The organism is Mycobacterium toneyamaense, assembly GCF_055384815.1.
In genome coordinates, this window is the sequence record NZ_AP040333.1 from 3,764,815 (window position 1) to 3,791,333 (window position 26,519).

Here is a 26,519-nt window from a genome sequence, read left to right on the forward strand (position 1 = left end):
GGTTCCTTAAGACATGATTTCCCGATGACCATGGGCAATGCAGCCAGGGCGTTCGACGCCGAGTGGATCGGCCAGCCGTACCACGAGGAACTCCAGTCCGGCATCCGCCCGCTGCGGCCCAGCGACGACGCGTTCTACGTGCCGCCCGTCGGCTTCGAACTCACCGCACCCGGCACCGTCCTGCGGTCCCGCGACGTCGAGCTCGGATTCATGGGCGTCATCCCCCAGGGCGTCACCGCCACACAGCTGCTGTACCGCAGCACCGACCTGAGCGGCAGCGCGCAGGCCGCCGTGACCACCGTCCTGCTGCCCGTCGGCCACAACGCCGACATGCGCTGCCCCATCGTGTCGTACCAGTGCGCCATCGACGCCGTCTCCGACGCCTGCTTCCCGTCCTACGCCCTCCGCCGCCGCGCCCGCGCCCTCGGCTCGGTCGCGCAGCTCGAGTACATGCTCGTCGCCGCGGTCCTGGCGCAGGGCTGGGCGGTGTCCATCCCGGACCACGAAGGCACCGACGGCATCTGGGGCGCGCCGCACGAGCCCGGGTACCACATCCTCGACGGCCTGCGCGCCGCCATCAACACCGAATCACTCGGCCTGCACGCCGACGCGCCGATCGGCCTGTGGGGCTACTCGGGCGGTGGCCTCGCCAGCGCCTGGGCCGCGGAGGAATACGCCAACTACGCGCCCGAGCTCAACGTCGTCGGCGCTGCCCTCGGCTCGCCGGTCGGTGACCTGGCCGAGGTGTTCCGCCAGCTCAACGGCACTTCCAAAGCCGGCCTGCCCGCCACGGTGATCGCCGCCCTCATGCACATCTACCCCGGCCTCCAGCGCGTCATCCATGAGCACGCGACCGAGGCCGGCAAGGCCATGCTGCGCAACATCGAGGGCATGACCACCGGCGAGGCGGTGCTGCGGCACGCCGGACTCGACTTCGACACCTTGCTGAAGTCGCCGCTGCAGGAGGTGCTCGACACTCCGGAGGTGCAGCACGTCTTCGAGAGCATCAAGCTCGGCAAGACCGCGCCCACCCCGCCGCTGCTGATCATGCAGGCCGTGTACGACCAGATCATCTCCGTCGGCAACATCGACGAGCTGACCGACACCTACGTCATGGGCGGCTCGCACGTGACCTACCACCGCGACATCCTCAGCGAGCACATCGCGCTGCACCCGCTGGCCGCGCCGATGACGCTGAACTGGCTCGCCGAACGGTTCGACGGCAAGCCGCTGGGCCCGACGGTGCGTACCTCGTGGCCGGCCCTGCTGAACCCGGCGACCTACCTCGGCCTGCTCAAGCTGGGCGTCGTCAGCACGAAGGTTCTGCTGGGACTTCCGATTGGGCGTCGGTAGCCACCGGAGCGGCGGCGGCCGGTAGCCGGACCGGCGCCGGCTCCACCGGCGGCCAGGCGCCCAGATCGTCGCGCTTGGTCGCCAGCGTGCAGAACAGGTAGACCAGCGCGGCGATGCCGGCCGGGAAGATCAGCGTCGTGGCGATGACCCACGGCGAGTGGCCGAAGAACACCGGCGGCGCCTCGACGAGGTAACCCACCCGATGCTCGGGAGACAACGGCGCGCCCGCGAGATCCGGTGTCCCGTAACGCCAATGCGCGACGACAGCGCCCACGCCCGTGAGCGCGCCCGCGGCAGCCACATTGCCGAGCGCCAGCGCGCCGGCCAGCAGCGGCCCGCGATGCGCGCGCCACTGCCACACCAATGTCGCGGCCACGACGGCGATCACCGTCAGCAGACCGACCGCCAACGCACCGCCCAGGAACACCCGGTCCGATTCGTCACCGAAGTAGCCGTGAATGCGCTGACCTTTCTTGGTCAGCGCAACGACGGCGTCGACCGGCGGCGCGAGAAAGGCCCACACCACGCCGCCGAGCGCACCGGTCAGCGCCAGGCCGATGACGACCCGCAGCGCCGCGGCGCGATGCGAAAGCGTTGGCGCCGAGGCTGTTTCAGCGGGCTGAGTCACCGTTGAGTTTCCAGGTCCTTCGAGTCCACCACCCCGTGCCGCGAGCACTTGGCCCACCAACCGTCGGGGCGTACCTGCACCACCATGCGTCGGCCGCATTCGGCGCACCAGCGGGGCGCCTCCAGACCGAGCTGAGCCGTGGTCGGCATGACGTCGCCGTCGACGGCATCCGCCGCGACACCGGTGTACACGTTGAACTTGCCGGCACTGACGGGTGCGGGCAATTCTCTGGTCATCACGTCCAGCTCTACAGGGTGGCGTTCAGTGCCTTGATCGGCATCTGCAGATCGTCCAGCAGTTCCAGGTCCGACTCGGCCGGGCGACCCAGCGTCGTCAGGTAGTTGCCGACGATGACGGCGTTGATGCCGCCCAGGATGCCCTGCTTGGCGCCCAGGTCGCCGAGCGTGATCTCGCGGCCGCCGGCGAAGCGCAGCATGGTGCGCGGCATGGCCAGACGGAACGCGGCGACGGCGCGCAGCGCGTCGGCCGCCGGCAGCACCTCGAGGTCACCGAACGGGGTGCCCGGGCGCGGGTTCAGGAAGTTCAGCGGGACCTCGTGCGGGTTCAGCTCCGCGAGGTTCGCGGCGAACTCGGCACGCTGCTCCAGCGTCTCGCCCATGCCGAGGATGCCGCCGCAGCAGACCTCCATGCCGGCTTCGCGGACCATCTCCAGCGTCTTCCAGCGCTCTTCCCAGGTGTGGGTCGTGACGACGTTGGGGAAGTACGACTTCGAGGTCTCCAGGTTGTGGTTGTAGCGGTGCACACCCATGGCCTTGAGGCGGTCGACCTGCTCCTGATCGAGCATGCCCAGCGAGCACGCGATCTGGATGTCGACCTCGTTGCGGATCGCCTCGATGCCGGCGGCCACCTGGGCCAGCAGCCGCTCGTCGGGCCCGCGCACCGCGGCGACGATGCAGAACTCGGTGGCACCGGTCTTGGCGGTCTGCTTCGCGGCTTCGACGAGGCTCGGGACATCCAGCCAGGCGCTGCGCACCGGGGAGGCGAACAGACCCGACTGCGAGCAGAAGTGGCAGTCCTCAGGGCAACCGCCGGTCTTGAGGCTGATGATGCCCTCGACCTCGACCTCGGGGCCACACCACTTCATGCGCACCTCGTGCGCGAGGGCCAGCAGGTCCTCCAGTCGGTCGTCGGGCAGCTGCAGAACCTCGAGCACCTGCTCCTGGCTCAGGCCTTCGCCACGCTCGAGCACCTGCTCGCGGGCTACACCCAAAACATCGGTCGCGGCCTGAGTCATCGGCACTCCTTACTTCAGGCCGACTGCGGCCTACAACTTGAACGGTGTTTAGGATACAGACGTGCAACTGCACCGAAGCGACGTGGTGGCCAAGGCCGCCGAAATCCTGGACAACTACGGGATCGCCGACCTGACCATGCGCAGGCTGGCACGTGAACTGAGCGTCAGCCCTGGCGCTCTGTACTGGCATTTCGCCGACAAGCAGGAGCTGCTGGGCGCCGTCGCCGACCGCCTGCTGGCCACCGCGGCGACCGTTCCGGCCGGCGGCGAATGGCCGGACCGCATCGTCGGCCTGTGTTCGGCGCTGCGCGACGCGCTCCTGTCGGCGACCGACGGCGCCGAGCTGGTCTCGGCCAGTTTCTCCGCCGGGCGATCGGCCGAACTGAGCCGCATCGTGGCGGCCCTCACCGACGCCTGTATCGAATCGGGGCTCACGGCGCACGACGCCGACCTCGCCGCGCGCACCATCGTCTACTACGTGCTGGGCTTCACCGCCGACGAGCAGTCCCGCATCCAGTGGGACGCGGCGGGCGCGACGGTGGCCGACAGCGACACGGTGTGGTCCGAAAATGCCGGTGGCCGTTTCACTTTCGGCCTCGGCCTGCTCGTCGACGGGCTCGCGGCCCACGCCATCAGCCGCCGCGGCTGAGGCGGGCTGTCGGGGTCACTCCCACTCCCGACCGCAAACGAATCCCGTTGGAAAGTACGTGATTTCAATCGGCGGGCCATCCACCGGGAGTCACTGCACCCAGGGACGCCTGGCCGCCTGAAAGAGTCCCTGGCTTCAGCCGAAGTGGCGGCAACCGCCTCGTGCTAGACGTCACGCACATTTCCGGCCGGCACGGGCACGTCAGCCGAGCAGAATCTCCGTGCGGGTGTCACCGTTCCACAGCCGCAGTCGGGTCGCGGTGGCGCTGATCTCCGCCGGCCGGCCGGCGACACCGAGCGCCCGGGCAAGCCGGTCCGGCGGGATGCGACGCGCGAGGGTGACGTGCGGCGTCCAGTCACCCGGCTCGGCGTGCGGCATGGGACCCGGCCGTAGATACGGCGCGGCGAGCGCGCAGACTTCGGCGTGCAGGTCGAGCAGGTCAGCGCTGGGCACCACGAGACGGGCCAGAACTCCGGCGGAGCGGCCGAACACCAGCGTGGCGCCGAGACGGGCCCGGAACGGGAACCTCCCGGCGACACCGGCCAACGCCGGCACCACCGCCTCGTCGATCCGCTGGGCGACACACAAGGTGGCGTGCGGGCGAGCGGCGGGCGGCTGAGCGGCGATCCCCGCCGCGTGCAGATCGTCCCAGGCGCGCCTGATCACGGCCTCGGTGTCGAGGTCGAACAGCAGCTCGACCGAGTGCACCACGTCAGCCGACCAGACTCGAAACCCATTGCGGATCAAACGCTTTCGCGCTCACGGCAGCGAAGTCCCGGGTCGACAACCGGCCTGCGCCGGCGGGCAGCACGGCGCGCACCGGCGCGATGTCCTCGAGCGCACCCCGGTTGGACGACTCCGCGAGCCCCGGCTCCTGCGGCCAACTGCCGATCACCAGTCCGGCGCACGCGATGCCGTGTGCGGCAAGCGACTCGACGGTCAGACCGGTGTGGTTGAGGGTGCCCAGGCCCGGTGCGACGACGACCAGGACCGCGGCCCCGAGTTCGACGGCCAGGTCGCGCAACGTCGTGCCGTCGGCACCGAGTTGGACGAGCAGTCCCCCGGCGCCCTCGACGAGGGTCAGCTGACGGGGCCGGTCGACGTTGCGGACCAGAGCGACCAGCTCGTCGCGCGTCGGCAGCTCCATGCCGGCCAATTCGGCGGCCGCGACGGGCGCGAGCGGTTCGGGATAGCGCCAGCCCGGCACGAGCGACGTGACGTCCGCCAGACGACCCACCTCGGCCAGATCGTCATCGCCGTGGCCGGCGGCCGGCGAGATGCCGGTCTGTACCGCCTTGCACACCGCGACGTCCAGACCGGCCTGGCGGGCGGCACTGGCCAGCGCCGCGGTGGCGATGGTCTTGCCGACGCCGGTGTCGGTCCCGGCGACCAGCAGCAGCGTCACGACTGCACCAGCGCGAGCACCTCGCCGAGCACCCGCCCGGCCAAATCCAGTTCGGTGTCGTCGAGCGACGCGCGCGCCGTCAGACGCAGGCGCGAGGTGCCGACCGGCACCGACGGGGGCCGGAAGCAGCCGACCCGGACCCCGCGGTCCAGGCATGCCGACGCCGCGGCCAGCGCGACCTCGGGGTCGCCCAGGATCACCGAGACGACGGCCGAATCGGGCGTGTGGACGGCGCCGCCGAACCGGGCCAGCGTCGCGGCGTGCGTCAGCACGGCCTGCGCCCGCCAGGGCTCGGCGATGAGGACGTGCAGCGCAGCCTGGGCGGCGCCGACGGCGGCCGGAGCCAGACCGGTGTCGAAGATGAACGTGCGCGCGGCATCGATGAGGTGCGCCCGCACCGCGGCGGGCCCGAGCACCGCGCCACCCTGGCTGCCCAGCGACTTGGACAGCGTCGTCGTCACCACGATGTCGGGCTCGCCGGCCAGGCCGACCTCGTGCACCAGGCCGCGGCCGCCCGTGCCGCGCACGCCGAGACCGTGGGCCTCGTCGACGATCAGCAGCGCGCCGTGCCGCCGGCAGACCTCATGCAGGGCACGCAAGGGCGCGAGGGCACCGTCGGTGGAGAACACCGAATCGGTGATCACGACGGCCCGCTCCTCGGACCGGCTCACCAGCGCGGTCTCGACGGCGCCGACGTCGTTGTGCGGGGACACCACCACACGGGCTCGGGACAGCCGACAGGCGTCCACGAGTGAGGCGTGGCTGTAGGCGTCGGACACCACCAGTGAGCCCGGCCCCGACAGCGCCGCCACCGCCGCGATGTTGGCGGTGTAGCCGGACGAGAACACCAGCGCCGACTCGGCGCCCATGAAGCCGGCCAGCTCGGCCTCGAACTCCTCGTGCAGTTCGGTGTTGCCGGTGACCAGGCGCGATCCGCCGGAACCCGCGCCCCAGGTGTGCAGCGCCGTCACGCCGCCCGCGATGACGTCGGGATGCTGCGTCAGACCGAGATAGTCGTTGGACGCCAGGTCCAGTTCGGTGGCCACCGCGGGCCGGACCCGCAGCGACCGGCGCAGCCCCGCGGCCCGGCGCTGGCGTTCGACATCGGCGAGCCAGGCCAGCGGCGAGTGATCGGTCATCGGCGCGCTCTCCTGACTCCAGTGCAATTGAACGGTGTTCAGGTTAACGCACGGGCAACGGCGACCACAGCAGAGGTGACCTGGTCGATCTCGTCGGGCGTGCAGATGAACGGCGGCATCACGTACAGCAGCTTCCCGAAGGGCCGCAGCCACACCCCGTGCTCGATCGCGGTGACGGTGGCCAGCGGCATGTCCACGGGCTCGCGCATCTCGACGACGCCGATGGCGCCCAACACGCGCACGTCGGCGACAGACGGCAGGTCGGCGGCCGGTGCCAGGCCGCGCCGCAGCCCGTCCGCGATGGTCGCCACGCGCGTCTTCCAGTCCTCGCTCAACAGCAGCTCGACGGCCGCCACCGACACCGCGCACGCCAACGCGTTGGCCATGAACGTCGGCCCGTGCATGAGGGCTCCCGGCTCCCCCGAGCTGATCACCCGCGCGATCTCGGCGGTGCACAGCGTCGCCGCCAGCGTCACATAGCCACCGGTCAGCGCCTTGCCGACGCACATGATGTCGGGGCTGACGCCGGCGTGGTCCGCGGCGAACAGCTCACCCGTCCGCCCGAAACCGGTCGCGATCTCATCGAAGATCAACAGCACGTCGTGCCGGGTGCAGATGTCGCGCAACGCCGTCAGGTACCGCGGGTCGTGGAACCGCATGCCGCCGGCGCCCTGGACAACGGGCTCGACGATGACGGCTGCGAGCTCATCCACATGGGCGGCCAGCTGGGTCTCGAAGGCCGCGACGTAGGCCGGGTCGAACTCCGTGGGCACCCGCGGCGCGAAGATCTGGGGCATCAGGACATCGGTCCAGATCGAATGCATGCCGCCATCGGGGTCGCACACGCTCATCGGGGTGAAGGTGTCGCCGTGGTAGCCGCCGCGCCACGTCATCAGCTTGTGCCGGCCGGGAAGGCCGCGGCTGCGCTGGTACTGCAGCGCCATCTTGGCGGCGACCTCGACGGAGACCGAACCGGAGTCCGAGAAGAACACCGTGTCGAGACCGGCCGGGGTGATCTCGACGAGCAGCTGCGCCAGGCGCGCCGCGGGCTCATGGGTGAGGCCGCCGAACATGACGTGGTTCATGCGGCTCAGCTGCCGGGTGATCGCGGCGTCGAGCACCGGATGCCCGTGCCCGTGCACCGCCGTCCACCACGAGCTCATCGCGTCGATGACCTGCACCGGCCGGCCCTCGTGGATGAGGGTCAGCATGATGCCGTGCGCCTCGGTGGCAACCACCGCCGGCAAAGCCTCGGCGCCGATGGTGCTGTACGGATGCCAGATGTGGGCGGTGTCGATCGCCGAGATTTCGGCAGGGTTCAGCGCTGGCACGAGGACCGAGCCTAATCGCCCGCCGAGCACGTCGAAACGGGCGTGCTCAGCACGCGGGCGACTCGCCGTTACATGAACGTGGCCTGGATCTTGGGTAGATTGACATCCGACCATGACGACTCTTGCAGCACCGCGGCCGGCGTCGCAGCCCGGGTCGGGCAACGCCGCGCGCGTCACCGACAGCGGTGCGGACGCCACGGCGGGCAATGCGCCGAGCGCGTTCTACCGCCACGACCTGGACGGCCTGCGCGGCATCGCCATCGCCATGGTCGCGGCCTTTCACGTGTGGTTCGGCCGCGTCTCCGGCGGTGTCGACGTCTTCCTTGCGCTGTCCGGCTTCTTCTTCGGCGGCAAACTCCTGCGGATCGCGCTGACGCCGGATGCGCCCTTGTCCCCCGGTCCGCAGCTGCGCCGCCTGGTCCGTCGCCTGCTGCCGGCGCTCATCGTCGTGCTCGCCGCCGGCGCCGTGCTGACCATCGTGATCCAGCCCCAGACCCGCTGGGAGACGTTCGCCGACCAGAGCCTGGCCAGCCTGGGCTACTACCAGAACTGGGAACTCGCCGAGACCGCGTCGAACTACCTGCGCGCCGGCGAATCCGTCAGCCCGCTGCAGCACCTCTGGTCGATGTCGGTGCAGGGCCAGTTCTACGTCGCGTTCCTGGCGCTGATCTTCGGCTTCGCCTACCTGTTCCGGCGCAGGCTCGGCGACCGGCTCCGGCCGGCCTTCATCGCGCTGCTCAGCGTGCTGACCGTCGCGTCGTTCGTCTACGCGATCTTCGCGCACCAGGCCGACCAGGTCAGCGCCTACTACGACAGCTTCGCCCGGGCCTGGGAGCTGCTGCTCGGCGCTCTCGTCGGCGCGCTGGTGCCGTCCGTCCGGTGGCCGATGTGGCTGCGCAACGTGGTGTCGGCCGTCGCGCTGGCGGCGATCCTGTCGTGCGGCGCCCTGATCGACGGCGTGCGGGAATTCCCCGGCCCGTGGGCGCTGGTTCCGGTCGGCGCGACCATGCTTTTCATCCTCAGTGCCGCAAATCACACCGAGCGGCTGCCGGCGCCGAACCGGCTCCTGGCCACCGGCCCGTTCCTGTCGCTGGGCACCATGGCGTACTCGCTGTATCTCTGGCACTGGCCGCTGCTGATCTTCTGGCTGGCCTACAGCGGCCACAGCCGGGCCCACTTCGTCGACGGCACCGCCGTGCTACTCGTCTCCGGGGTGCTGGCGTGGCTCACCACCCGCTACGTGGAGAACCCGCTGCGCCGGCCGTCGACGGCGGGTTCACCCGGATTCGCCGGGCTGCGGCGGCCCACCGCGGTGCTGGGGACGCTTGTCGCGGTGATGGGCGTGACGCTCACCGCGACGGCCTTCACCTGGCGCGAGCACATGAACATCGAGCGGGCCAACGGCAAGGAACTCGCCACGCTCAACCCCGTCGACTACCCGGGAGCGCGCTCACTGCTGCGCCATCTGAAGGTGCCCAAACTGCCCTTCCGCCCGACGGTGCTCGAGGCCAAGGACGACGTGCCGGCCACGACGGCCGACAGCTGTATCGCCGACTTCGACGACCTGTCGATCCGCAACTGCTCGTACGGCGACACCGCGGCCACGCGCACCGTGGCGCTGGCCGGCGGCTCGCACGCCGAACACTGGATCACGGCGCTGGACCTGCTCGGCAAGCGGTATCACTTCAAGGTCGTCACCTATCTGAAGATGGGCTGCCCACTGTCGACCGAGCAGAACCCACTGGTGATGGGCGACAACCGGCCATACCCGAAGTGCTACGAGTGGAACGAACTCGTCATGCCGAAGCTGGTGGCCGACCACCCGAGCTTCGTCTTCACCACCTCGACACGCCCCTGGAACATCAAGTCCGGTGACGTGATGCCCGGCACGTACATCGGTATCTGGCAGCGCCTGTCCGATGCGAACATCCCGATTCTGGCCATGCGTGACACTCCGTGGCTGGTCCGGGACGGTAAGCCGTTCTTCCCGGCCGACTGCCTTGCCAGCGGCGGCAATTCGACGTCCTGCGGCATCGCCCGCTCCGAGGTACTGTCCGACCACAACCCGACCCTCGATTTCGTCGCGCAGTTCCCACTGTTGAAACCGCTCGACATGAGTGACGCGGTGTGCCGCCCTGACATCTGCCGCGCTGTGGAGGGAAATGTGTTGCTGTACCACGACTCTCATCACCTGTCCGCCACCTACATGCGCACCATGACCGCCGAACTCGGCCGCCAGGTCGGGGCTGCCACCGGCTGGTGGTGAGCTGCCTTCATGGTTGTTGGCGTCTGGCCGGGTAGCGCCTATCCCCTCGGTGCGACCTACGACGGTTCCGGCACCAATTTCTCGGTGTTCTCGGAAGTCGCCGAGCGCGTCGAGCTGTGCCTGATCGCGAAGGACGGCACCGAGGAACGCGTCAACCTCGACGAGGTCGACAGCTACGTGTGGCACTGCTACCTGCCGGCCGTGACGCCCGGGCAGCGCTACGGATTCCGGGTGTACGGGCCGTGGGACCCCGCGAACGGACACCGCTGCGATCCGAGCAAGCTGCTGCTCGACCCCTACGGCAAGTCCTTCCACGGCGACTTCGACTTCGGCCAGGCGCTGTACTCGTACGATCTGGCCGAGCCGTCGGCCACCGGCGAACCCGCAGGCGTTGATTCGCTGGGGCACACCATGACCAGCGTGGTGATCAACCCGTTCTTCAACTGGGACAACGACCGGCTGCCCCGAACGCCGTACCACGAGACGGTGATCTACGAGGCCCACGTCAAGGGCATGACGCAGACGCACCCGGCGATCCCCGAGGAACTGCGCGGCACCTACGCCGGACTCGCCCACCCGGCGATCATCGAGCATCTGCGGTCGCTCGGCGTCACCGCCATCGAGCTGATGCCGGTGCACCAGTTCCTGCACGACCACCGGCTACTGGACCTGGGGCTGCGAAACTACTGGGGCTACAACACGTTCGGCTTCTTCGCGCCGCACTACCAGTACTCGTGGAACCAGCACGCCGGCAGCGCCGTCGCCGAGTTCAAGACCATGGTGAAGTCGTTCCACGAAGCCGGCATCGAAGTCATTCTCGACGTGGTCTACAACCACACCGCCGAAGGCAACCACCTCGGCCCGACGCTGAACTTCCGCGGCATCGACAACGCCGCCTACTACCGGCTCGATGACGACGACCTCTCGCTCTACAAGGACTTCACCGGCACCGGCAACAGCCTCAACGCCCGCCACCCCCACACCCTGCAGCTGATCATGGATTCGCTGCGGTACTGGGTACTGGAGATGCACGTCGACGGCTTCCGGTTCGACCTCGCCTCCACGCTGGCCCGGGAGTTCTACGACGTGGACCGCCTCTCGGCGTTTTTCGATCTGGTGCAACAGGATCCGGTGATCAGCCAGGTGAAACTGATCGCCGAGCCGTGGGATGTCGGCGAGGGCGGCTACCAGGTCGGCAACTTCCCAGGTTTGTGGACCGAGTGGAACGGGAAATACCGCGACACTGTGCGCGACTATTGGCGGGGCGAGCCCGCGACCCTGGGCGAGTTCGCCTCGCGGCTGACCGGTTCCTCGGACCTGTACGAGGCGACCGGCCGGCGGCCGAGTGCGAGCATCAACTTCGTCACCTGCCACGACGGCTTCACGCTGACCGACCTGGTGTCCTACAACGAGAAGCACAACGAGGCCAACGGCGAGGACAACCGGGACGGCGAGAGCCACAACCGCTCCTGGAACTGCGGTGTCGAGGGCCCGACCGACGACCCCGAGATCCTCGAGCTGCGGGAGCGGCAGCGCCGCAACATCTTCGCGACGCTGATGCTGTCGCAGGGCACCCCGATGATCAGTCACGGTGACGAGATCGGGCGCACCCAGCAGGGCAACAACAACGTCTACTGCCAGGACAACCCACTGTCGTGGATGGACTGGACCATGTGCGAGACCAACGCGGCGCTGCTGGAATTCACCCGCACCGTGGTGGCGTTCCGGCGCAAGCACCCGGTGTTCCGGCGCCGCCGGTTCCTGGCCGGGCAGCCGGTGCGCAGCACCGGGCAGGTGCGCGACATCGCCTGGCTGACCCCCGCCGGCGACGAGATGACGCTCGAGGACTGGGATTCCGGCTTCGGCAAGAGCATCACGGTGTTCCTCAACGGCGACGCGATACCCGAACCCAACGCCCGCGGTGAACGGGTCACCGACGACTCGTTCCTGCTGTGCTTCAACGCCCACGACGAGGCACTCGATTTCGTGATTCCCGGCGCGGACTACGGAGCGAGCTGGGCGGCGGCGCTGGACACCGCGGACCCACACGGCCACACCGAACTGGTGGCCGCCGCCGGTGAGACGATCTCCCTGCAGGCCCGTTCACTACTGGTGTTGCGTAAGACGGCGTGATGACAGTGCCGGTCTCGCCCGTAGTCGCCACGTACCGGCTGCAGATGCGCAGCGACGGAATGACTTTCGACGAGGCGGTGGCGCTACTGCCCTACCTCGACGATCTCGGCGTCTCGCACCTGTATCTCTCGCCGGTCCTGACCGCCGTGACCGGCTCGACGCACGGCTACGACGTCACCGACCCCACCGCGGTGTCGGCGGAACTCGGCGGGCCAGAGGGCTTTTCCCGGCTGTCCGCCGCGGCGCGGGCGCGCGGCATGGGGCTCGTCATCGACATCGTGCCGAACCACGTCGGCGTCGAACAGCCCGAGCAGAATCCATGGTGGTGGGACGTCTTGACCCACGGCCAGGCATCGCGCTTCGCCCGGTACTTCGACATCGACTGGGACCTGGACCCCGACGGCCGAATCGTGTTGCCGGTGCTGGGTTCCGACTCTGACGTCGACGATCTCGCCGTCGACGGTGACGTGCTGCGACTGGGTGACCGGACCTGGCCGATCCGTCCCGGCACCGGCACGGGCACAGCCGCCGAGGTCTACGCCAGGCAGGCGTACCGGCTGACGGGCTGGCAGTCCGGCTCCTGTGGCTACCGACGGTTCTTCTCCATCACCTCGCTGGCGGCGGTGCGCCAAGAGGACCTCGACGTGTTCGACGCCAGCCACGCCGAGATCGGGCGCTGGTTCCGCGAGCACCTGGTGGACGGGCTGCGGGTCGACCACATCGACGGGTTGACCGATCCCGCAGGCTATCTCGCCCGGCTGCGCGAACTGGCCGGAGACGACGCCTGGATCGTCGCCGAGAAGATCCTGGCCGCCGACGAGCCGCTGGACCCCGGCCTGCCCATCGCGGGCACCACCGGCTATGACGCGCTACGGGAAATCGGCGGACTCTTCGTCGACCCGGACGGGGCCGCCACGCTCACCGAGCTGGCCCGCGAAACCCGTTCCGATGCCGCGGAACTCAAGATCAGGGTCGCCACCGAGACGCTGGCGAGCGAACTGGCCCGGCTGCATCGCGCGATCGTGCGGGCAGCCGGGGCCGACGATCCGGCCCTACCGACTGCCATCGCCCAACTGGTCAGCCGCGTCGGCGTGTATCGCACCGACTATCGGGTGCTGTCCGCGGTGCTGCCCGAGGCCATCAACGAAACCATCGAAGCGGCACCAGAACTGGCATCGGCTCTGCAACTGGTCGTCACCGCACTCGAGCAGCCCGAACCGGCGGCCCGGTTGCAGCAGTTGTGCGGTGCGACGACGGCCAAGGCGATCGAGGACACCCTGTTCTACCGTGACGCTCGGCTGGTGTCGCTGAACGAGGTCGGTGGCACACCGGAACGATTCGGGATGAGCACGGCCGAGTTTCACCAGCGCGCCGCCGCGCGCGCCCGCGACTGGCCGACGACCATGGTGACGCTGTCCACCCACGACACCAAACGCGGCGAGGATGTGCGGGCCCGCATCACGGTGCTGTCCCAGTGCGCGGAGCCATGGGCCCAGCGCGTGAACCGCTGGAACACGGTGTGCGTGCCGCCCGACGAGGGCACCGGATTGTTCCTGTGGCAGAACATCATCGGCGTGTGGCCGGCCGCCGGCGAAGTCGGAGACACCGTCCGCGCGCGGCTGCACTCCTATGCGGAGAAGGCGATCCGCGAAGCCGAGCTGCACACCAATTGGGAACAGCCGGACCGCGAGTTCGAAGATGCTGTCCACGACTGGATCGATGCGCTGATCGACGGGCCGATAGCGGGCGAGGTCACCACGTTCGTCGGTCAGCTCGACGAGGCCGCACGTTGCGACGCCGTCGCGCAAAAGCTGCTCGCGCTGACGGTGCCGGGCATCCCCGACATCTACCAGGGCACCGAACTCTTCGACGACAGCCTGGTGGACCCCGACAATCGCCGTCCGGTGGATTTCGCTCTCCGACAGAGTGAGCTCGACACCTTGCACCACCCCAAGATTCGGGTCGTCGCGGCAGCGTTGCGGTCACGCCGGGAGCGGCCGGCGACGTACCTGTCGGGCGAGTACACGCCCGTCACCGCCGACGGTCCCGCCGCCGACCACGTGATCGCGTTCCAGCGGGGTACCGATGTCCTGGTTGTCGTCCCCCGCTGGACACTCAAGCTCGACGAATCCGACTGCGCCGAAACCACTCTCGCACTGCCCGCCGGCGACTGGACCGACCGGCTGACCGGCCGCACCTGGTCGGGCACCGTCACCGCCGACGCACTGTTCGCCGAACTGCCGGGCGTACTTCTGGAGAAAGCCCGTGGCTGACCACGAATTCTCGGTCTGGGCGCCCACACCCGACAACGTGACTCTCGACGCCGACGGGGCCCGCTACCCCATGACCCGCTCCGACGACGGGTGGTGGCGCGTCACCGTCGACGTGCCGGCCGACGCCCGCTACGGCTTCGTCGTCGACGACTCCGAACCGCTGCCCGACCCCCGCTCGCCGCGGCAACCTGATGGCGTACACGGACTTTCACAGCTGTGGACGCCCGCGCCGCCGGCCCCCTGGCCCGGCCGCACCATCGACGGCACGGTGATCTACGAACTGCACGTCGGCACGTTCACCCCGGCCGGCACGTTCGACGCCGCCATTGAACGGCTGGACCACCTCGTCGGCCTCGGCGTGGACTTCGTCGAACTCATGCCGGTCAACGCCTTCAGCGGCAGTCACGGCTGGGGCTACGACGGCGTGCTGTGGTACGCCGTGCACGAACCCTATGGCGGCCCTTCGGGTCTCGTGCGCTTCGTCGACGCCTGCCACCAGCGGGGCCTGGGCGTGCTGCTCGACGCGGTGTTCAATCACCTCGGCCCATCGGGGAATTACCTACCCAAGTTCGGGCCGTACCTGACCGTGGGCCGGACGCCGTGGGGCGAGGCGATCAACATCGCCGCCGCCGACTCCGATCCGGTGCGCCGGTACATCATCGACTGCGCCCTGCGCTGGATGCGGGACTTCGGCATCGACGGCCTGCGGCTGGATGCGGTACACGCGCTGGTCGACACCACAGCCGTTCACCTGCTGGAAGAGCTGGCCGCCGAAACCGATGCGCTGGCAACCGAACTCGGCCGCCCACTGGCACTGATCGCCGAAAGCGACCTCAACGACCCGCGGCTGATCACCCCGCGGGACCAGGGCGGCTACGGACTCGCCGCCCAGTGGGACGACGACATCCACCACGCCATCCACACCGCGGTGTCCGGAGAACGACAGGGCTACTACGCCGATTTCGGGTCGATGCAGACGCTCGCCACCACCCTGGCCCGCGGCTTCTTCCACGCCGGCACCTACTCGTCGTTCCGCCGCCGGCGCCACGGCCGGGCGCTGGACACCACGAGCATTCCGGCCACCCGGCTGCTGGCCTACACCTGCACGCACGACCAGGTGGGCAACCGGGCGATCGGTGACCGCCCGTCGCAGAACCTCGACTTCGGGCAGCTGGCGATCAAGGCCGCGCTGGTCCTCGGATCGCCCTATACGGCAATGCTTTTCATGGGCGAGGAGTGGGGCGCGTCGACACCGTTCCAGTTCTTCAGTTCACATCCCGAACCCGAACTCGCGCGCGCGACGGCCGAGGGCCGCAAGGCCGAGTTCGCCGATCACGGCTGGGCCGCCGACGACATCCCCGATCCGCAGGATCCGGCGACGTTTCAGCGTTCCAAACTCGACTGGGACGAGGTCGGCACCGGCGAGCACGCCCGCCTGCTGCAGCTCTACCGCGACCTGATCACGTTGCGGCGCACCGAACCCGACTTCGCCGACCCGTGGCTGGACCACCTGCGCGTCGAGTTCGACGAGGCCGACCGCTGGATCGTGATGCATCGTGGTGCGTTCGCCGTGGCGTGCAACCTCGGCGAACAGCCCGTTGCCGTACCCGTCACCGGTGAGTCGGTCCTGTCCTCGGCCGAGCCTCAGATCGGGACAACCGCCACGACACTGCCCGGCCACAGCTTCGCGGTCCTCCGTCGACGCCCCTAGGTCAGGTAACGGTACGCCGGTGACCCCGGCTCCAACGGCTCCACGTGGATGCCCGAATTGTGCATCCGCTCGAGCAGTCCGTCGAAGTTGGCGGCCGACCCGAGTTCGATGCCGACGAGCGCCGCGCCGGTCTCCCGGTTGTTGCGCTTGACGTATTCGAACAGGGTGATGTCGTCGTTGGGCCCGAGCACCTCGTCCAGGAACCGCCGCAGCGCGCCGGGCTCCTGCGGGAAGTCCACCAGGAAGTAATGCTTGAGACCCAGGTGCACCAGTGACCGCTCGAGCACCTCGCCGTAGCGCGAGACGTCGTTGTTGCCACCGGAGATCAGGCACACGACCGTCGAGCCGGCCTCGACACCGTTCTCCATCAACGCCGCCACGGACAGCGCGCCCGCGGGCTCGGCGATGATGCCCTCGTTCTGGTACAGGTCGAGCATCGCGGTGCACACCGCGCCTTCGTCGACGGTCGTCACCGACACCATGTCGCCGGCCGCGGCGAGCGCCGCGTAGGTCAGCTCCCCGGCCCGCGCCACCGCCGCGCCGTCGACGAACTGGTCGACGTGCTCCAGCGTGACCGGCTCGCCCTTGGCCAGCGCCGCGATCATCGACGCCGCACCGGCGGGCTCGGCGCCGAGCACGGCGGTCGCCTTGGTGTGCGCGGTCAGGTAGGTGGTGATGCCGCTGATGCAGCCGCCGCCGCCGACCGGCACGATCACCAGGTCGGGCTCGCCGTCCAGCTGCTCGAGGATCTCGACGGCGATGGTGCCCTGCCCGGCCATGGTGCGCAGGTCGTCGTACGGCGGGACCAGCGTGGCCCCCGTCCGGGCGACGTCCTCGAGCGCGGCCTCGGCGGCCAGGTCGTAGGTGGCGCCGCCGACGATCAGCTCGATGAAGTCACCGCCGTGGTAGCGGATGCGGTCCCGCTTCTGTTTGGGGGTCTTGGCCGGGACGTAGACGCGGCCGTGCACACCCATCGAGCGGCAGGCCAGCGCGAAACCCTGGGCGTGGTTGCCCGCCGACGAGCACACCACGCCGGCGGCCTTCTCCTCGTCGGAGAGCTGCATCAGCAGGTTGTAGGCACCCCGCAGTTTGTACGAGCGCACCGCCTGCAGGTCCTCACGCTTGAGGTACACCTGGGCGCCGGTCAGCGCCGACAGCCGATCGCTGTACTGCAGCGGGGTGCGGGTGACCACCGAGGAAATTCGCCGGGCAGCCGCATCGATGTCGGCCGCGGCAAGCGGCGACGTCCTGTGGGTTCCCTGGCTCAGCTCGGCAGACACCGTCTAATGGTGTCATCTCGGTGCAAAACTGAGCGCATGGACCCCACTCCAGAACCCTTGCCGCCGGCGGTCAGGACATTCGTCGAGCGCACCCACCGCCTGACGAGCAGCGCGGAACACCACGTGCCGTCCTGGCTGCGGCCCGGCGCGCCCGAGAACCGGCTACCGGTGATCGCCGCCATCCTCGGCGCGGTCCTGCTGCAATGGTCCGTCCCCGAGCAGTACACCGTGGTGCCCCGCTGGCCGCTGATCGGCCTGGAACTCCTGCTCGTGGTCGTGCTGCTGATCATCAACCCGGTGCGGATGTCCCGGGAGACCACCGTCGGCAAGTGGGCGATGTGGCTGCTGACGGCGGCCATCACCGCCGACAACACGACGTCGGCGATCGTCCTCGACGTCCACATCCTGTCCGGTCAGGTCTCCAACAATGCCGGGCTGTTGCTGGGCAGCGGCGCGGCGATCTTCATCACCAACGTCATCGTGTTCGGCATCTGGTTCTGGGAGCTGGACCGCGGTGGGCCGTTCGCCCGGCGGTCCGGCGACGACCCGTACCCGGACTTCCAGTTCCCCCAGATGAGCGATCCGCAGAACGCCGAACCCGGTTGGCGCCCAACATTTGTCGACTACCTGTACGTCAGCTACACCAACGTCGTGGCGTTCTCGCCCACAGACACCATGCCGCTGTCCCGGTGGGCCAAGATGATGATGACGCTGCAGTCGCTGGTCTCGATCTCGACGACCGCGCTCGTCATCGCGCGTGCGGTCAACGTGCTGAAGTAGGGCCCCGGTACGCCGGATTCAGCCGCAGTCGCGGTGCGGTTCCAGCAGCTCGGCCTGCCCCACCTCGGGGCGGGTGGTCGGCAACCAGCGTCGCGTCGACTCGAGCGACCGTTCGATGAGTTCACCCGAGCGGGAGAAGTCGATCGGCGACACCCGCACCGGACACAACGGCGGCACCACATGCAGTTCGACCAATGCCTCGAACCGCTCGACGTCCGTCGCCAGCCGCCGGTTGATCGCCAGCGTGAACGCGTGCATCGCCATCGCCAGCGCCGCCCGGGGCGGTTGTGGCATGGCGCACGAGTAACCCGTCGGCAGCACCCACACCTCGGTCGCGCCCAGTTCCACCGCATAGGACAGCGGTGTGTTGTTCACCACGCCACCGTCGACCAGATCGCGTCCGCCGATCCGCACCGGCGGCAGGACCGCCGGGATGGCGGCGCTGGCGACGATCGCGTCTACGGCGTCGCCCGACGACAGGAGGACGTCCTGCCCGGAGAGCACGTCGGTGGCCACCACGTGCAGCGGCGTCGGCGCGTCCTGCAGCCGGCGGAACCGCAGATTCTGCCGCAGCAGGGTGCGGATCCCGATGTCGGAGACCAGATGCGGCCGGCGCCCGAGGAACCCCAGCAGTCCCATACTCGGGCTGGTCGGGAACACTTTGCGGCGCGACAGCGTCCGCCAGAGGTCGGCCAGCGCCAGGGCACCGTCGTGGTCGGACCGCCCGGCGATCCAGCCGCCGTTGAGGGCACCGACGGAGGTGCCGACGATCAGATCCGGCTTGATGCCGGCCTCGGCGAGCCCCAGCAGCATGCCGACCTGGATGGACCCCAGGCTGCCACCGCCGGACAGCACGAACGCCGTCGTCATGGTCCCTCTCCGTCCTCCGGCGCGGGTCGTAACGGAAGCCGCACGACGAACGTGGTGTCGCCCGGTTGTGAGGCCACGAACAGCTCCCCGCGGTGCCGGTCGACGACGATCTGCCGGGCCAGGTGCAGGCCCAGGCCGGTCCCTTCGCCGAGCGGTTTCGTGGTGAAGAACGGGTCGAAAATGCGCCCGCGGATGTCGGCCGGAATCCCGCTGCCGGTGTCACTGATCTCAATCCGGACCGCATCGTCCTCGAATCGGCTGCGCACCGTGAGTCTGCCCGAGCCGGCCGGCCGCATGGCGGCGATGGCGTTCTCGATGAGGTGCGTCCACACCTGATTGAGTTCGGCTGGATAGCAGAGCAATTCGGGTATCGACGGGCCGAAGTCCGTGATCACCTCGACCGCTGTGCCCGCGCCGATCCGCCCGGCGAACATCCGCAGGGTACTGGTCAGAAGCGCGTCGACGTCGGCGAACTGGAACGGCGCGCTGTTCAGCTGGGTGTACTGCTTGACGTCGGCGACCAGGCCGGAAATCCGTTGGGCCGCCTCATGAATCTGATGCGTCAACAGTTCGGTTTCGACCCGGTGCCGCAGCCACGCCACCGCACGCGGCAACCAGTCCGGTCGTTGGCCGGCCGGCACCAGCTGTTCGAGCCAGTCGCAATCCAGTCCGGCCTCGACGAACGTCGGCGCCATGTCCCAGGCGTCCGTTATGCCCTGGCTGGACAACCAGTCCCCGACCTCGTCCTCGAGGTCGCTGGCCTGCATCGCCGACAGCGGCCGGGCCGACACAGCAGCGACCTTCGCGATCACGTCGGTCTGCGCACCGACCAGGAAAGCCGTTGCCGCGCTGCCGAATTCGCCGTTCATCAGGGGCACCAGGAGAGCATCCAGCCGGCTGCGCAGGTCGGTTGCGGCGCGGACGACGGCCGCCACCGGGTTGTTGAGTTCGTGCGTCAGTCCGGCCGACAGCTGTCCGAGCGCCAGCATCCGGTCCCGTTCGTCGGCGACGCGGTGCTGCTTCTCCGCGGTCTCCGCCAGTCCATCGATGAGATGAACAGCCATCGGAAACTGGGTCTTGACGAAATCGCCGAATTCGTCGGCGGGCATGACGAAGAAGCGCGTCCGCCGGGTGGCCCGCACCGAGAACCGGTTCCGGCCGTGCCCGACGGGGCTGAACGCCGACCGGGCACCGAAGTAGACGCCGGGCTGCGACGTTCGGTCGATCTCCAGTTCCCGGCCGCCGGCGCGCTTCGAGAGCACCAACTCGCCGTCGATCAGGACCCGCAGCGGCGTGACGGGGTCACCTTCGGTGATGACCGGGCCCGGGCCGAAGACCTCGACATGACCGGCGCGACAGAGCTGCGCCAACTGCTCGTCCGACAACGACTCGAAAAGGAACAGTGCCTTCAGCTCCTCGGGTAGGCACTGCTGCAGGTCATCACCGACGTCTGTCACGCCGACACACTAAGCCCGCCGGGCCGATGTGCCGCGGTCATTCGGGTCAATCCCATCTGCGTCATTCGCGGTCCCGCACCGGAGGCGTCGACGCCCCGTGGCGCCCGTCACGGAATTGCTCACCCCACCGGAACATCCGCTAGAGTGAACAGCGCCAGGCCGCAGTAACCCCGGGCCCCAAATTTCGCCGCCACGAGCGGCCTACCGCCGAGAGGCGTTCTGCGGTCTGGCTTTAACTTCTCCAGCGCCTTCGGCCGACAGTGTCGGCGACAGCGTCAATCCAGCGAATCGGTGCGCCACAAACCGGCTGCGGCATGCAGCTCGTTGGCGATCCGGGTGAACGTCACCGCGCGGTCGGTCAGCTCTGCGGCGCGCTCCGGCGCCGTCGTCGTCGCGTCCTCGGCCAGGCTCGTGCAGCCGGCCGCACTGACGCGGCAATAGGCTGCCGCGCGCTCCAGCGCCACGGCGAAATCACCCTCGAAGACGCCGCGCAGGATCCGGTCGGCGAGCTCACGGATCTCGGTCGGCCCGACGGGCGTCTCCGCACCCGCGACCACGGGGTCGATCGAATGCAGCACCTCCGTGCCGCGGCCGAACATCAGGCTGGCCGAGTAGGGGTCGGTGCGGATCGACAGCCGCAGCAGATAGACGCGCCACAGCGCACCGGGCAGGCTGCGTGCCCCGGCACCCGCCCACAACTCGGCGATGGTCTCGATGCCGTGCTCATCGGTGTACGCCACGAGCCGGGAGACCACGTCAGGGTCCGGATAGCTGCGCACACGTTCCAGCAGCGCCGCCGCGGTCTCGTGGGCGACGCGACTGTCCTGGACGGGATCCTCGACGTCGTGGAACGCCTCGAAGCCGCGGCCCAGGAACTTGGTCGGCTTGTGTACCCGCCGACGGTCGTCAGTCATGCACTATTTCTTTCCCGCCGCGGTGCGCGCCGTCAGCGCCATCCGTCGGCGTCTTTGGCGGCCTGCAGCAGCACCTCACACAGCTCTTTCAATTCCGTGGGTCCGGCGCCTTCGGCAACTGCGGTCGCAACGTCCTCGGCCGCACACCGTACCTGATAAACGCGGTCGGAGAGCGCCGCCGCTTCCTCTGCACTGAGCACCACCGAGTCCTCGGCCAGGTTGGTGCCCTTGACCATCGCCCGCTGCTCGTAGGCCCGCTGCCGGCACGACTGACGGCAGTACTGGCGACGACGGCCCATGCCCGCGTCGGCCACCTCCCGGCCACACCACCGGCACGGCTGGGCCTTCGAGCGCTTCATGTCCGCCTCACGATCGTGACTGTATCCGGCGGGCGGCCGAACCCCGGTATCATGGACAATCGAGTCGGGAACTTCACGGCGCTGGCCTGCGTTGATTCCCTGTCGCTATACCAAGGGAGTGATTTTCGATGGCTGATCGTGTCCTGCGAGGCAGTCGCCTCGGAGCTGTGAGCTACGAGACCGACCGCAACCATGACCTGGCACCGCGGCAGGTGGCCCGCTACCGCACCGACAACGGCGAGGAATTCGAAGTTCCGTTCGCCGACGACGCGGAGATCCCCGGCACCTGGGCGTGCAAGAACGGCATGGAAGGCACCCTGATCGAGGGTGACGTTCCTGAGCCCAAGAAGGTCAAGCCGCCGCGTACCCACTGGGACATGCTGCTCGAGCGTCGTTCCATCGAGGAGCTCGAAGAGCTGCTCAAGGAGCGCCTGGAGCTGATCAAGACCCGCCGCCGCGGCTGATCGCGCCAACAGAAAAGCCCCGCCGTGAGGCGGGGCTTTCTTTGTCTGCGTGACTAGCGGACGACGCCGCGGGCCCGGTCCAGCCGGCCGCGGATACCCCACTTCGCCACCTGCGACATGGCCTCGCGGATGTTCGACCCGCTCATCTTCGACACACCCAGTTCGCGCTCGGTGAACGTGATGGGCACCTCGACGACGGTGAAGCCCGCGTTGATGGCGCGCCACGTCAGGTCGATCTGGAAGCAGTAGCCCTTCGAATCGACGTCGTCGAGGCCGATCTTCTCCAGCACGTCGTGCCGGTAGGCACGGTAACCGGCCGTGATGTCGTGGATCTTGACGCCCAGCAGCACCCGGGCGTAGGTGTTCGCGGTGCGCGACAGGACGAGCCGGCGATGCGGCCAGTTGCGGATGGCGCCGCCCGGGACGTAGCGCGAGCCGATAGCCAGATCGGCGCCGGCATCGACGGCGTCCAGCAGGCGGTACAGCTCCTCCGGCGCATGGCTGCCGTCGGCGTCCATCTCGACCAACACGCTGTAGCCGCGGCCCAGGCCCCATGCGAATCCGGCGAGGTACGCGGCGCCCAGACCGCCCTTGCCCGCGCGGTGCATGACATGCACGCGGTCGGGATCGGCCAGCGCGAGCTCGTCGGCCAGCTGACCGGTGCCGTCGGGGCTGTCGTCGTCGACGACGAGAACGTGGACGTCCGGGCGGGCGGCATGCACCCGGCCGACGATCAACGGCAGGTTCTCGCGCTCGTTGTAGGTCGGAATGATGACCAGCGTGCGCTGACTCGGACGGTCGTCGCCCATGGTCATTACCCCTGTTCGCTCTCGGTGTCGGTGTCGGTGTCAGGCGCAGCCGGGCTGCCGTCCTGATCTGCCGCGGCCGCCTGGCGGCGGCGCACGAGGTTCCTATTGTGCAGCATGGCTGCCAGAAGAGCCGAAACGCCGACCCCGATGAGGACGCCGTTGATGACCGGTCCCCATCTCGTGGCGAGCGTGAGATCGGTCTTCAACCGCACCTGCCGGTCCAGGTAACCGGGCTGGAAGAACTCGGTGCGCTCGAGGACCTGGCCGTTGGGCGCGACGACCGCACTGATGCCGGTGGTGCCCGCGACGACGACGTACCGGTCGTGTTCGACGGCGCGCAGCCGGGCGAACGCCAGCTGCTGCACGCTCATCGGTTCGTCGAACGTCGCGTTGTTGGCGGGCACTGCCAGCAACTGCGCGCCGCCCAGGACCGACTGCCGGGCGGCACGGTCGAAGATGACCTCCCAGCACGTCGTCACCCCGATCGGCACGCCCGCGGCGGTGACGACGCCGGTGCCGTGGCCAGGTACGAAGTAGCCGGCCCGGTCGGCGTACGGCGACAGCAGCCGGAAGAAGCTGCGCCACGGCAGATACTCGCCGAACGGCTGGACGATGGCCTTGTCGTGGCGCTCCCCCGGCCCGTCGGTCCCGTTCCACACGATCACCGAGTTGGTGGTCACCGGGTGCTCCGGGGTGTACTCCGGCGCCGCCAGCACGGTGCCCACCAGAATCGGGGCGTGGATGGCCGCGGACGCGGCCGAGATCAGTTCCGCGGCGTCGGCGTTGACCAGCGGGTCGATGTCCGACGAGTTCTCCGGCCAGATCACCACCGTCGGTTGCGGCGCGCGGCCGGCGCGGACGTCCTCGGCCAGCTGTTTGGTTTCGCGCACGTGGTTGTCGAGCACCGCGCGGCGCTGGGCGTTGAAGTCCAGGCCGAGACGCGGCACGTTGCCCTGGACGGCGGCGACGTTGATCGCCGGATCATCACCCGCGCCGGCGCCGGCCTTGCGGACGTGCGGCCAGGCCAGCACGGTGAGCAGCAGGACCACGGCGATGCAAATGCCCGGGATGAAGACCTCCGGCGGCGCCGCGGCACCCGTGCGGTGATCGTGACGCCAGTGCCTGACCGCCTCGAGCACGATGGCCGTCGCACTGAAACCGATGAGCGCCACCGCGAACGACACGAGCGGCGCACCGCCCAGCTGCGCGAGCGGCAGCAGCGGGCTGTCGGTCTGGCCGAAGGCCACGACGCCCCACGGGAAGCCGCCGAACGGCACCGTCGACTTGAGCCATTCGGCCGCCACCCACAGCGCGGCGAACCACAGCGGCCAGGCCGGCAGGCGCCGCACGATGACCGCGGTCAGGCCGAACACCCCGATGAAGAACGCCTCCAGCGCCGACAGCATCAGCCATGGCACGGGGCCGACGAAGTTGCTGATCCACGGCAGCAGCAGTACGTAGAACACCAGGCCGGCGAGCATGGCGTAACCGAAACCGCCTGCGGGCGTGGTGCGTTCGTCGATCAGAACCCAGGCCAGCAATGCCAGTGCGACGAACGACAGGTACCAGAGGTCGAACGGCGGGAAGCTCGCGCACAGCAACAGACCGGCCACGACGGCCGCGGCGAGCCGGATCAATCGAGGTTCGAAGAACCGCCTCAGGCCGGTGACGATGCGCGCGCCACGACCCGGGCCGTGCGCCGGCTCCGGTTCTGCGGGGGCCTCCGGCTCCACCTCGGTTTCCCGGGGCGCCTCGGTGTCTCCGGTGTCTTCGGTGCCTTCGCTCTCTGCTGTGCCTTCCATGCTCTCAGCCATGGATCAGCTCACCGCGGTGGACGGTCTGCAGGCAGGTCGGCAGCTCGTCGTCGGGTCCGAGCGGCGGTAGCGCCGGTACCCGCGACCGTGGATCGGTGGACCAGCGCTGCACGGCGTCGGCCGGCGCGGTGACGTCGAGGGCGTCGGCGCCGCCGGGCACCTGCCACACGGCGTACGACGCGACGGCACCGGGCACCAGCGTCCCGGTCAGCCCGTCGCGGATGCCGGCGGCCCGCCAGGCGCCGCGGCTGGCCGCCAGGAACGCCGACCGTGCCGAGATGGCACTGCCCGCCGTGCGGTGGCTGATGGCCGCACGCACCGATTCCCACGGATTGATGCTGGTGACAGGACTGTCCGAACCGAAGGCGAGGGGCACGCCTTGCGATGCTAACAGCGCAAACGGGTTCAAACCCTGCGCTCGATCGACACCGAGACGCTGGGCGTACATGCCGTCGGCGCCGCCCCACAGCGCATCGAAATTGGGCTGCATGCTGGCGACGACGCCCCAGGAACCGAGCTTGCGCGCTTGTTCGGCGTCCACCATCTCGAGGTGCTCCAGCCGGTGTCCGCAGCGCGCGACCGCAGGCGCCCCGAACGCCGCCACGGTCCGGTCGAGGGCCTCGACGACGGTCGCGACCGCCGCGTCGCCGATGACGTGGAAGCCCGCGGTGATGCCGGCCTCGGTGCAGGCCAGCAGATGTGCGGTGACGGCGTCGGTGTCCAGGTAGGTGTTGCCGCAGCAGCCGGGTGCATCGGTGTAGGGCTGCTGCAGCCAGGCGGTGCGCGAGCCCAGCGCACCGTCGATGAAGAGGTCACCGGCCAGACCGTGGGCACCGGTGGCGGCCATCAGGTCGCGGGCGGCGGCCGCGTCGGCGACGGCCTCGCCCCAGTAGCCGACGATGTCGACGCCGTGTTCGGTGGCGCGCAGGTCGGCCCAGTCGTCGAGACCACCGATCTCGGGGCCCGCGCACTCGTGCACCGCGACGATGCCGTTGCGGGCGGCCAGGTCGAGCGCGGCGCGCTGGGCGTCACGGCGTTGCGTCGCACTGAGCAGCTCGCGGGCCGCGGCACGTACGCGGTGGTGGGCGTCGGCGGTCAGTGGTCCCTGCGCGGAGAAGCCCGCGGCGTCGGCGAGCCCGGGCACCAGCTGCCGCAGGCCGGTCGTCGCGACGGCCGAGTGCACGTCGACCCGGGCCAGGTAGGCAGGCCGCCCGCCGACGACACCGTCGAGGTCGGCGGTGGTCGGGACGACGCGCTCGGGCCAGCCGGATTCGTCCCAGCCGTGGCCCCAGATGACGCCGTCCGGGTGCCGCGCGGCGTGCTCGGTCAGCAAGGTCAGCAGATGCGGCAGCGACGTCGCGGTACGCAGGTCGAGCCCGACCACGGTGAGCCCGGTGGCGGTCAGGTGCACGTGGCTGTCGACGAACGCCGGCGCCACGAACGCGCCCTCGAGGTCGACGACGGTGGCGTCGGGGTGCAGTGCCCGGCCGACGTCATCGGAACCGAGCCAGGCCACCACGCCGTCGCGGATCGCGATCGCGGTGGCGTCGGGCGCCGCAGGGCTGTGAATACGACCGCCCAGCAGCAGCGTCGTCGCAAAGGTGGTCACGAAGGTGACAGGTTAGTCCG

General features: G+C 69.4%; 23 protein-coding genes. 8 read left to right on the forward strand and 15 right to left on the reverse strand.

Translation table 11 applies throughout. The features are described 5' to 3' along the window. The first annotated feature begins 24 nt into the window (after positions 1-24). Positions 25-1,353 carry a lipase family protein gene (locus ACZ5IQ_RS18145; protein WP_212813940.1) on the forward strand — a complete coding sequence of 443 codons (1,329 nt, stop codon included), beginning with the start codon at positions 25-27 and terminating at the stop codon, positions 1,351-1,353. Here ACZ5IQ_RS18145 and ACZ5IQ_RS18150 read toward each other — a convergent pair. The 3 genes from ACZ5IQ_RS18150 to bioB are packed head-to-tail and all read right to left on the reverse strand — an operon-like array spanning position 1,310 to position 3,236. Next, on the reverse strand, positions 1,310-1,981 hold the full coding sequence (locus ACZ5IQ_RS18150; protein ID WP_212813938.1) for a DUF2567 domain-containing protein: 672 nt from the start codon (positions 1,979-1,981) through the stop codon (positions 1,310-1,312). The genes ACZ5IQ_RS18145 and ACZ5IQ_RS18150 overlap by 44 nt on opposite strands. Continuing rightward, complete coding sequence (gene bsaP, locus ACZ5IQ_RS18155) at positions 1,978-2,217, reverse strand: biotin synthase auxiliary protein BsaP (RefSeq protein ID WP_212813937.1); 240 nt, start codon at positions 2,215-2,217, stop codon at positions 1,978-1,980. Before bsaP ends, ACZ5IQ_RS18150 begins: the two co-directional genes overlap by 4 nt. An 11-nt stretch (positions 2,218-2,228) precedes the next feature. Next, positions 2,229-3,236: a biotin synthase BioB gene (bioB, locus tag ACZ5IQ_RS18160; protein WP_020103207.1), complete on the reverse strand. Its 1,008-nt coding sequence runs from the start codon at positions 3,234-3,236 to the stop codon at positions 2,229-2,231. Positions 3,237-3,297: 61 nt separating this feature from the next. Here bioB and ACZ5IQ_RS18165 point away from each other — a divergent pair, with 61 nt between their 5' ends. After that, positions 3,298-3,885 (forward strand): TetR family transcriptional regulator, encoded by a 588-nt coding sequence (locus ACZ5IQ_RS18165; protein WP_212813934.1) that lies wholly within the window; start codon positions 3,298-3,300, stop codon positions 3,883-3,885. Positions 3,886-4,086: 201 nt separating this feature from the next. Here ACZ5IQ_RS18165 and ACZ5IQ_RS18170 read toward each other — a convergent pair whose 3' ends face one another. From ACZ5IQ_RS18170 to ACZ5IQ_RS18185, 4 genes are read right to left on the reverse strand one after another with little or no spacing between them, the layout of a single operon-like run. After that, on the reverse strand, positions 4,087-4,596 hold the full coding sequence (locus tag ACZ5IQ_RS18170) for a 2'-5' RNA ligase family protein (protein WP_212813932.1): 510 nt from the start codon (positions 4,594-4,596) through the stop codon (positions 4,087-4,089). A gap of 1 nt (position 4,597) precedes the next feature. Beyond that, on the reverse strand, positions 4,598-5,290 hold the full coding sequence (bioD, locus tag ACZ5IQ_RS18175; protein WP_212813930.1) for a dethiobiotin synthase: 693 nt from the start codon (positions 5,288-5,290) through the stop codon (positions 4,598-4,600). Next, positions 5,287-6,429, reverse strand: coding sequence for an 8-amino-7-oxononanoate synthase (locus ACZ5IQ_RS18180; RefSeq protein WP_212813928.1), 1,143 nt, complete (start codon positions 6,427-6,429; stop codon positions 5,287-5,289). The genes bioD and ACZ5IQ_RS18180 overlap by 4 nt, the downstream gene beginning before the upstream one ends. A gap of 38 nt (positions 6,430-6,467) precedes the next feature. Beyond that, positions 6,468-7,760, reverse strand: a complete 1,293-nt coding sequence (locus ACZ5IQ_RS18185) for an adenosylmethionine--8-amino-7-oxononanoate transaminase (RefSeq protein WP_212813926.1) — start codon at positions 7,758-7,760, stop codon at positions 6,468-6,470. Between the two features lie 112 nt (positions 7,761-7,872). Here ACZ5IQ_RS18185 and ACZ5IQ_RS18190 point away from each other — a divergent pair, with 112 nt between their 5' ends. Genes ACZ5IQ_RS18190 through treZ form a run of 4 tightly spaced genes read left to right on the forward strand, consistent with a single transcriptional unit; the run spans position 7,873 to position 16,143 of the window. Then, on the forward strand, positions 7,873-10,026 hold the full coding sequence (locus ACZ5IQ_RS18190; RefSeq protein WP_212813924.1) for an acyltransferase family protein: 2,154 nt from the start codon (positions 7,873-7,875) through the stop codon (positions 10,024-10,026). A gap of 9 nt (positions 10,027-10,035) precedes the next feature. Then, the gene (gene glgX / locus ACZ5IQ_RS18195) at positions 10,036-12,159 is read left to right on the forward strand and encodes a glycogen debranching protein GlgX (RefSeq protein ID WP_212813922.1); all 2,124 of its coding nucleotides are present in this window, start codon (positions 10,036-10,038) and stop codon (positions 12,157-12,159) included. Then, the gene (gene treY, locus ACZ5IQ_RS18200) at positions 12,159-14,432 is read left to right on the forward strand and encodes a malto-oligosyltrehalose synthase (RefSeq protein WP_212813920.1); all 2,274 of its coding nucleotides are present in this window, start codon (positions 12,159-12,161) and stop codon (positions 14,430-14,432) included. The genes glgX and treY overlap by 1 nt, the downstream gene beginning before the upstream one ends. Beyond that, entirely contained in the window at positions 14,425-16,143 is a 1,719-nt protein-coding gene (gene treZ / locus ACZ5IQ_RS18205) for a malto-oligosyltrehalose trehalohydrolase (RefSeq protein WP_212813918.1), read from the forward strand. The genes treY and treZ overlap by 8 nt, the downstream gene beginning before the upstream one ends. Here the strand turns inward: treZ and ilvA are convergent. Further along, entirely contained in the window at positions 16,140-17,423 is a 1,284-nt protein-coding gene (gene ilvA, locus ACZ5IQ_RS18210) for a threonine ammonia-lyase IlvA (RefSeq protein ID WP_212813916.1), read from the reverse strand. The genes treZ and ilvA overlap by 4 nt on opposite strands. A 36-nt stretch (positions 17,424-17,459) precedes the next feature. Between ilvA and ACZ5IQ_RS18215 the strand changes: the two genes are divergently transcribed. Beyond that, positions 17,460-18,203: a hypothetical protein gene (locus tag ACZ5IQ_RS18215; protein ID WP_244872863.1), complete on the forward strand. Its 744-nt coding sequence runs from the start codon at positions 17,460-17,462 to the stop codon at positions 18,201-18,203. A gap of 18 nt (positions 18,204-18,221) precedes the next feature. Here the strand turns inward: ACZ5IQ_RS18215 and ACZ5IQ_RS18220 are convergent, their stop codons facing one another. From ACZ5IQ_RS18220 to ACZ5IQ_RS18235, 4 genes are all read right to left on the reverse strand, one after another. Further along, a complete protein-coding gene (locus ACZ5IQ_RS18220) occupies positions 18,222-19,073 on the reverse strand; it encodes a patatin-like phospholipase family protein (RefSeq protein ID WP_318986296.1) in 852 nt (283 codons plus the stop codon). Then, positions 19,070-20,530, reverse strand: a complete 1,461-nt coding sequence (locus ACZ5IQ_RS18225; protein ID WP_464480056.1) for an ATP-binding protein — start codon at positions 20,528-20,530, stop codon at positions 19,070-19,072. The genes ACZ5IQ_RS18220 and ACZ5IQ_RS18225 overlap by 4 nt, the downstream gene beginning before the upstream one ends. A 275-nt stretch (positions 20,531-20,805) precedes the next feature. After that, positions 20,806-21,444, reverse strand: a complete 639-nt coding sequence (locus tag ACZ5IQ_RS18230) for a DNA-directed RNA polymerase subunit beta (RefSeq protein WP_318986294.1) — start codon at positions 21,442-21,444, stop codon at positions 20,806-20,808. Positions 21,445-21,476: 32 nt separating this feature from the next. Beyond that, complete coding sequence (locus ACZ5IQ_RS18235; protein WP_029119937.1) at positions 21,477-21,803, reverse strand: hypothetical protein; 327 nt, start codon at positions 21,801-21,803, stop codon at positions 21,477-21,479. A 128-nt stretch (positions 21,804-21,931) separates the two neighbouring features. Here ACZ5IQ_RS18235 and rbpA point away from each other — a divergent pair, with 128 nt between their 5' ends. Then, the gene (gene rbpA / locus ACZ5IQ_RS18240; protein WP_155898818.1) at positions 21,932-22,267 is read left to right on the forward strand and encodes an RNA polymerase-binding protein RbpA; all 336 of its coding nucleotides are present in this window, start codon (positions 21,932-21,934) and stop codon (positions 22,265-22,267) included. Between the two features lie 53 nt (positions 22,268-22,320). Here rbpA and ACZ5IQ_RS18245 read toward each other — a convergent pair whose 3' ends face one another. The 3 genes from ACZ5IQ_RS18245 to ACZ5IQ_RS18255 are packed head-to-tail and all read right to left on the reverse strand — an operon-like array spanning position 22,321 to position 26,499. After that, the gene (locus ACZ5IQ_RS18245) at positions 22,321-23,082 is read right to left on the reverse strand and encodes a polyprenol monophosphomannose synthase (RefSeq protein WP_020103190.1); all 762 of its coding nucleotides are present in this window, start codon (positions 23,080-23,082) and stop codon (positions 22,321-22,323) included. After that, a complete protein-coding gene (gene lnt, locus ACZ5IQ_RS18250) occupies positions 23,082-24,890 on the reverse strand; it encodes an apolipoprotein N-acyltransferase (protein WP_464480057.1) in 1,809 nt (602 codons plus the stop codon). Before lnt ends, ACZ5IQ_RS18245 begins: the two co-directional genes overlap by 1 nt. Beyond that, positions 24,883-26,499, reverse strand: coding sequence for an amidohydrolase (locus ACZ5IQ_RS18255; RefSeq protein ID WP_464480058.1), 1,617 nt, complete (start codon positions 26,497-26,499; stop codon positions 24,883-24,885). The genes lnt and ACZ5IQ_RS18255 overlap by 8 nt, the downstream gene beginning before the upstream one ends. Positions 26,500-26,519: the final 20 nt, after the last annotated feature.

Coding starts and splice junctions, on each gene's coding strand:
- ACZ5IQ_RS18145 (WP_212813940.1), top strand. CDS start 25: ATGACCATGGGCAATGCAGCCAGGGCGTTCGACGCCGAGTGGATCGGC.
- bsaP (WP_212813937.1), bottom strand. CDS start 2,217: ATGACCAGAGAATTGCCCGCACCCGTCAGTGCCGGCAAGTTCAACGTG.
- bioB (WP_020103207.1), bottom strand. CDS start 3,236: ATGACTCAGGCCGCGACCGATGTTTTGGGTGTAGCCCGCGAGCAGGTG.
- ACZ5IQ_RS18180 (WP_212813928.1), bottom strand. CDS start 6,429: ATGACCGATCACTCGCCGCTGGCCTGGCTCGCCGATGTCGAACGCCAG.
- ACZ5IQ_RS18190 (WP_212813924.1), top strand. CDS start 7,873: ATGACGACTCTTGCAGCACCGCGGCCGGCGTCGCAGCCCGGGTCGGGC.
- glgX (WP_212813922.1), top strand. CDS start 10,036: ATGGTTGTTGGCGTCTGGCCGGGTAGCGCCTATCCCCTCGGTGCGACC.
- treY (WP_212813920.1), top strand. CDS start 12,159: ATGACAGTGCCGGTCTCGCCCGTAGTCGCCACGTACCGGCTGCAGATG.
- ACZ5IQ_RS18215 (WP_244872863.1), top strand. CDS start 17,460: ATGGACCCCACTCCAGAACCCTTGCCGCCGGCGGTCAGGACATTCGTC.
- ACZ5IQ_RS18220 (WP_318986296.1), bottom strand. CDS start 19,073: ATGACGACGGCGTTCGTGCTGTCCGGCGGTGGCAGCCTGGGGTCCATC.
- ACZ5IQ_RS18230 (WP_318986294.1), bottom strand. CDS start 21,444: ATGACTGACGACCGTCGGCGGGTACACAAGCCGACCAAGTTCCTGGGC.
- ACZ5IQ_RS18235 (WP_029119937.1), bottom strand. CDS start 21,803: ATGAAGCGCTCGAAGGCCCAGCCGTGCCGGTGGTGTGGCCGGGAGGTG.
- rbpA (WP_155898818.1), top strand. CDS start 21,932: ATGGCTGATCGTGTCCTGCGAGGCAGTCGCCTCGGAGCTGTGAGCTAC.
- ACZ5IQ_RS18245 (WP_020103190.1), bottom strand. CDS start 23,082: ATGACCATGGGCGACGACCGTCCGAGTCAGCGCACGCTGGTCATCATT.
- lnt (WP_464480057.1), bottom strand. CDS start 24,890: ATGGCTGAGAGCATGGAAGGCACAGCAGAGAGCGAAGGCACCGAAGAC.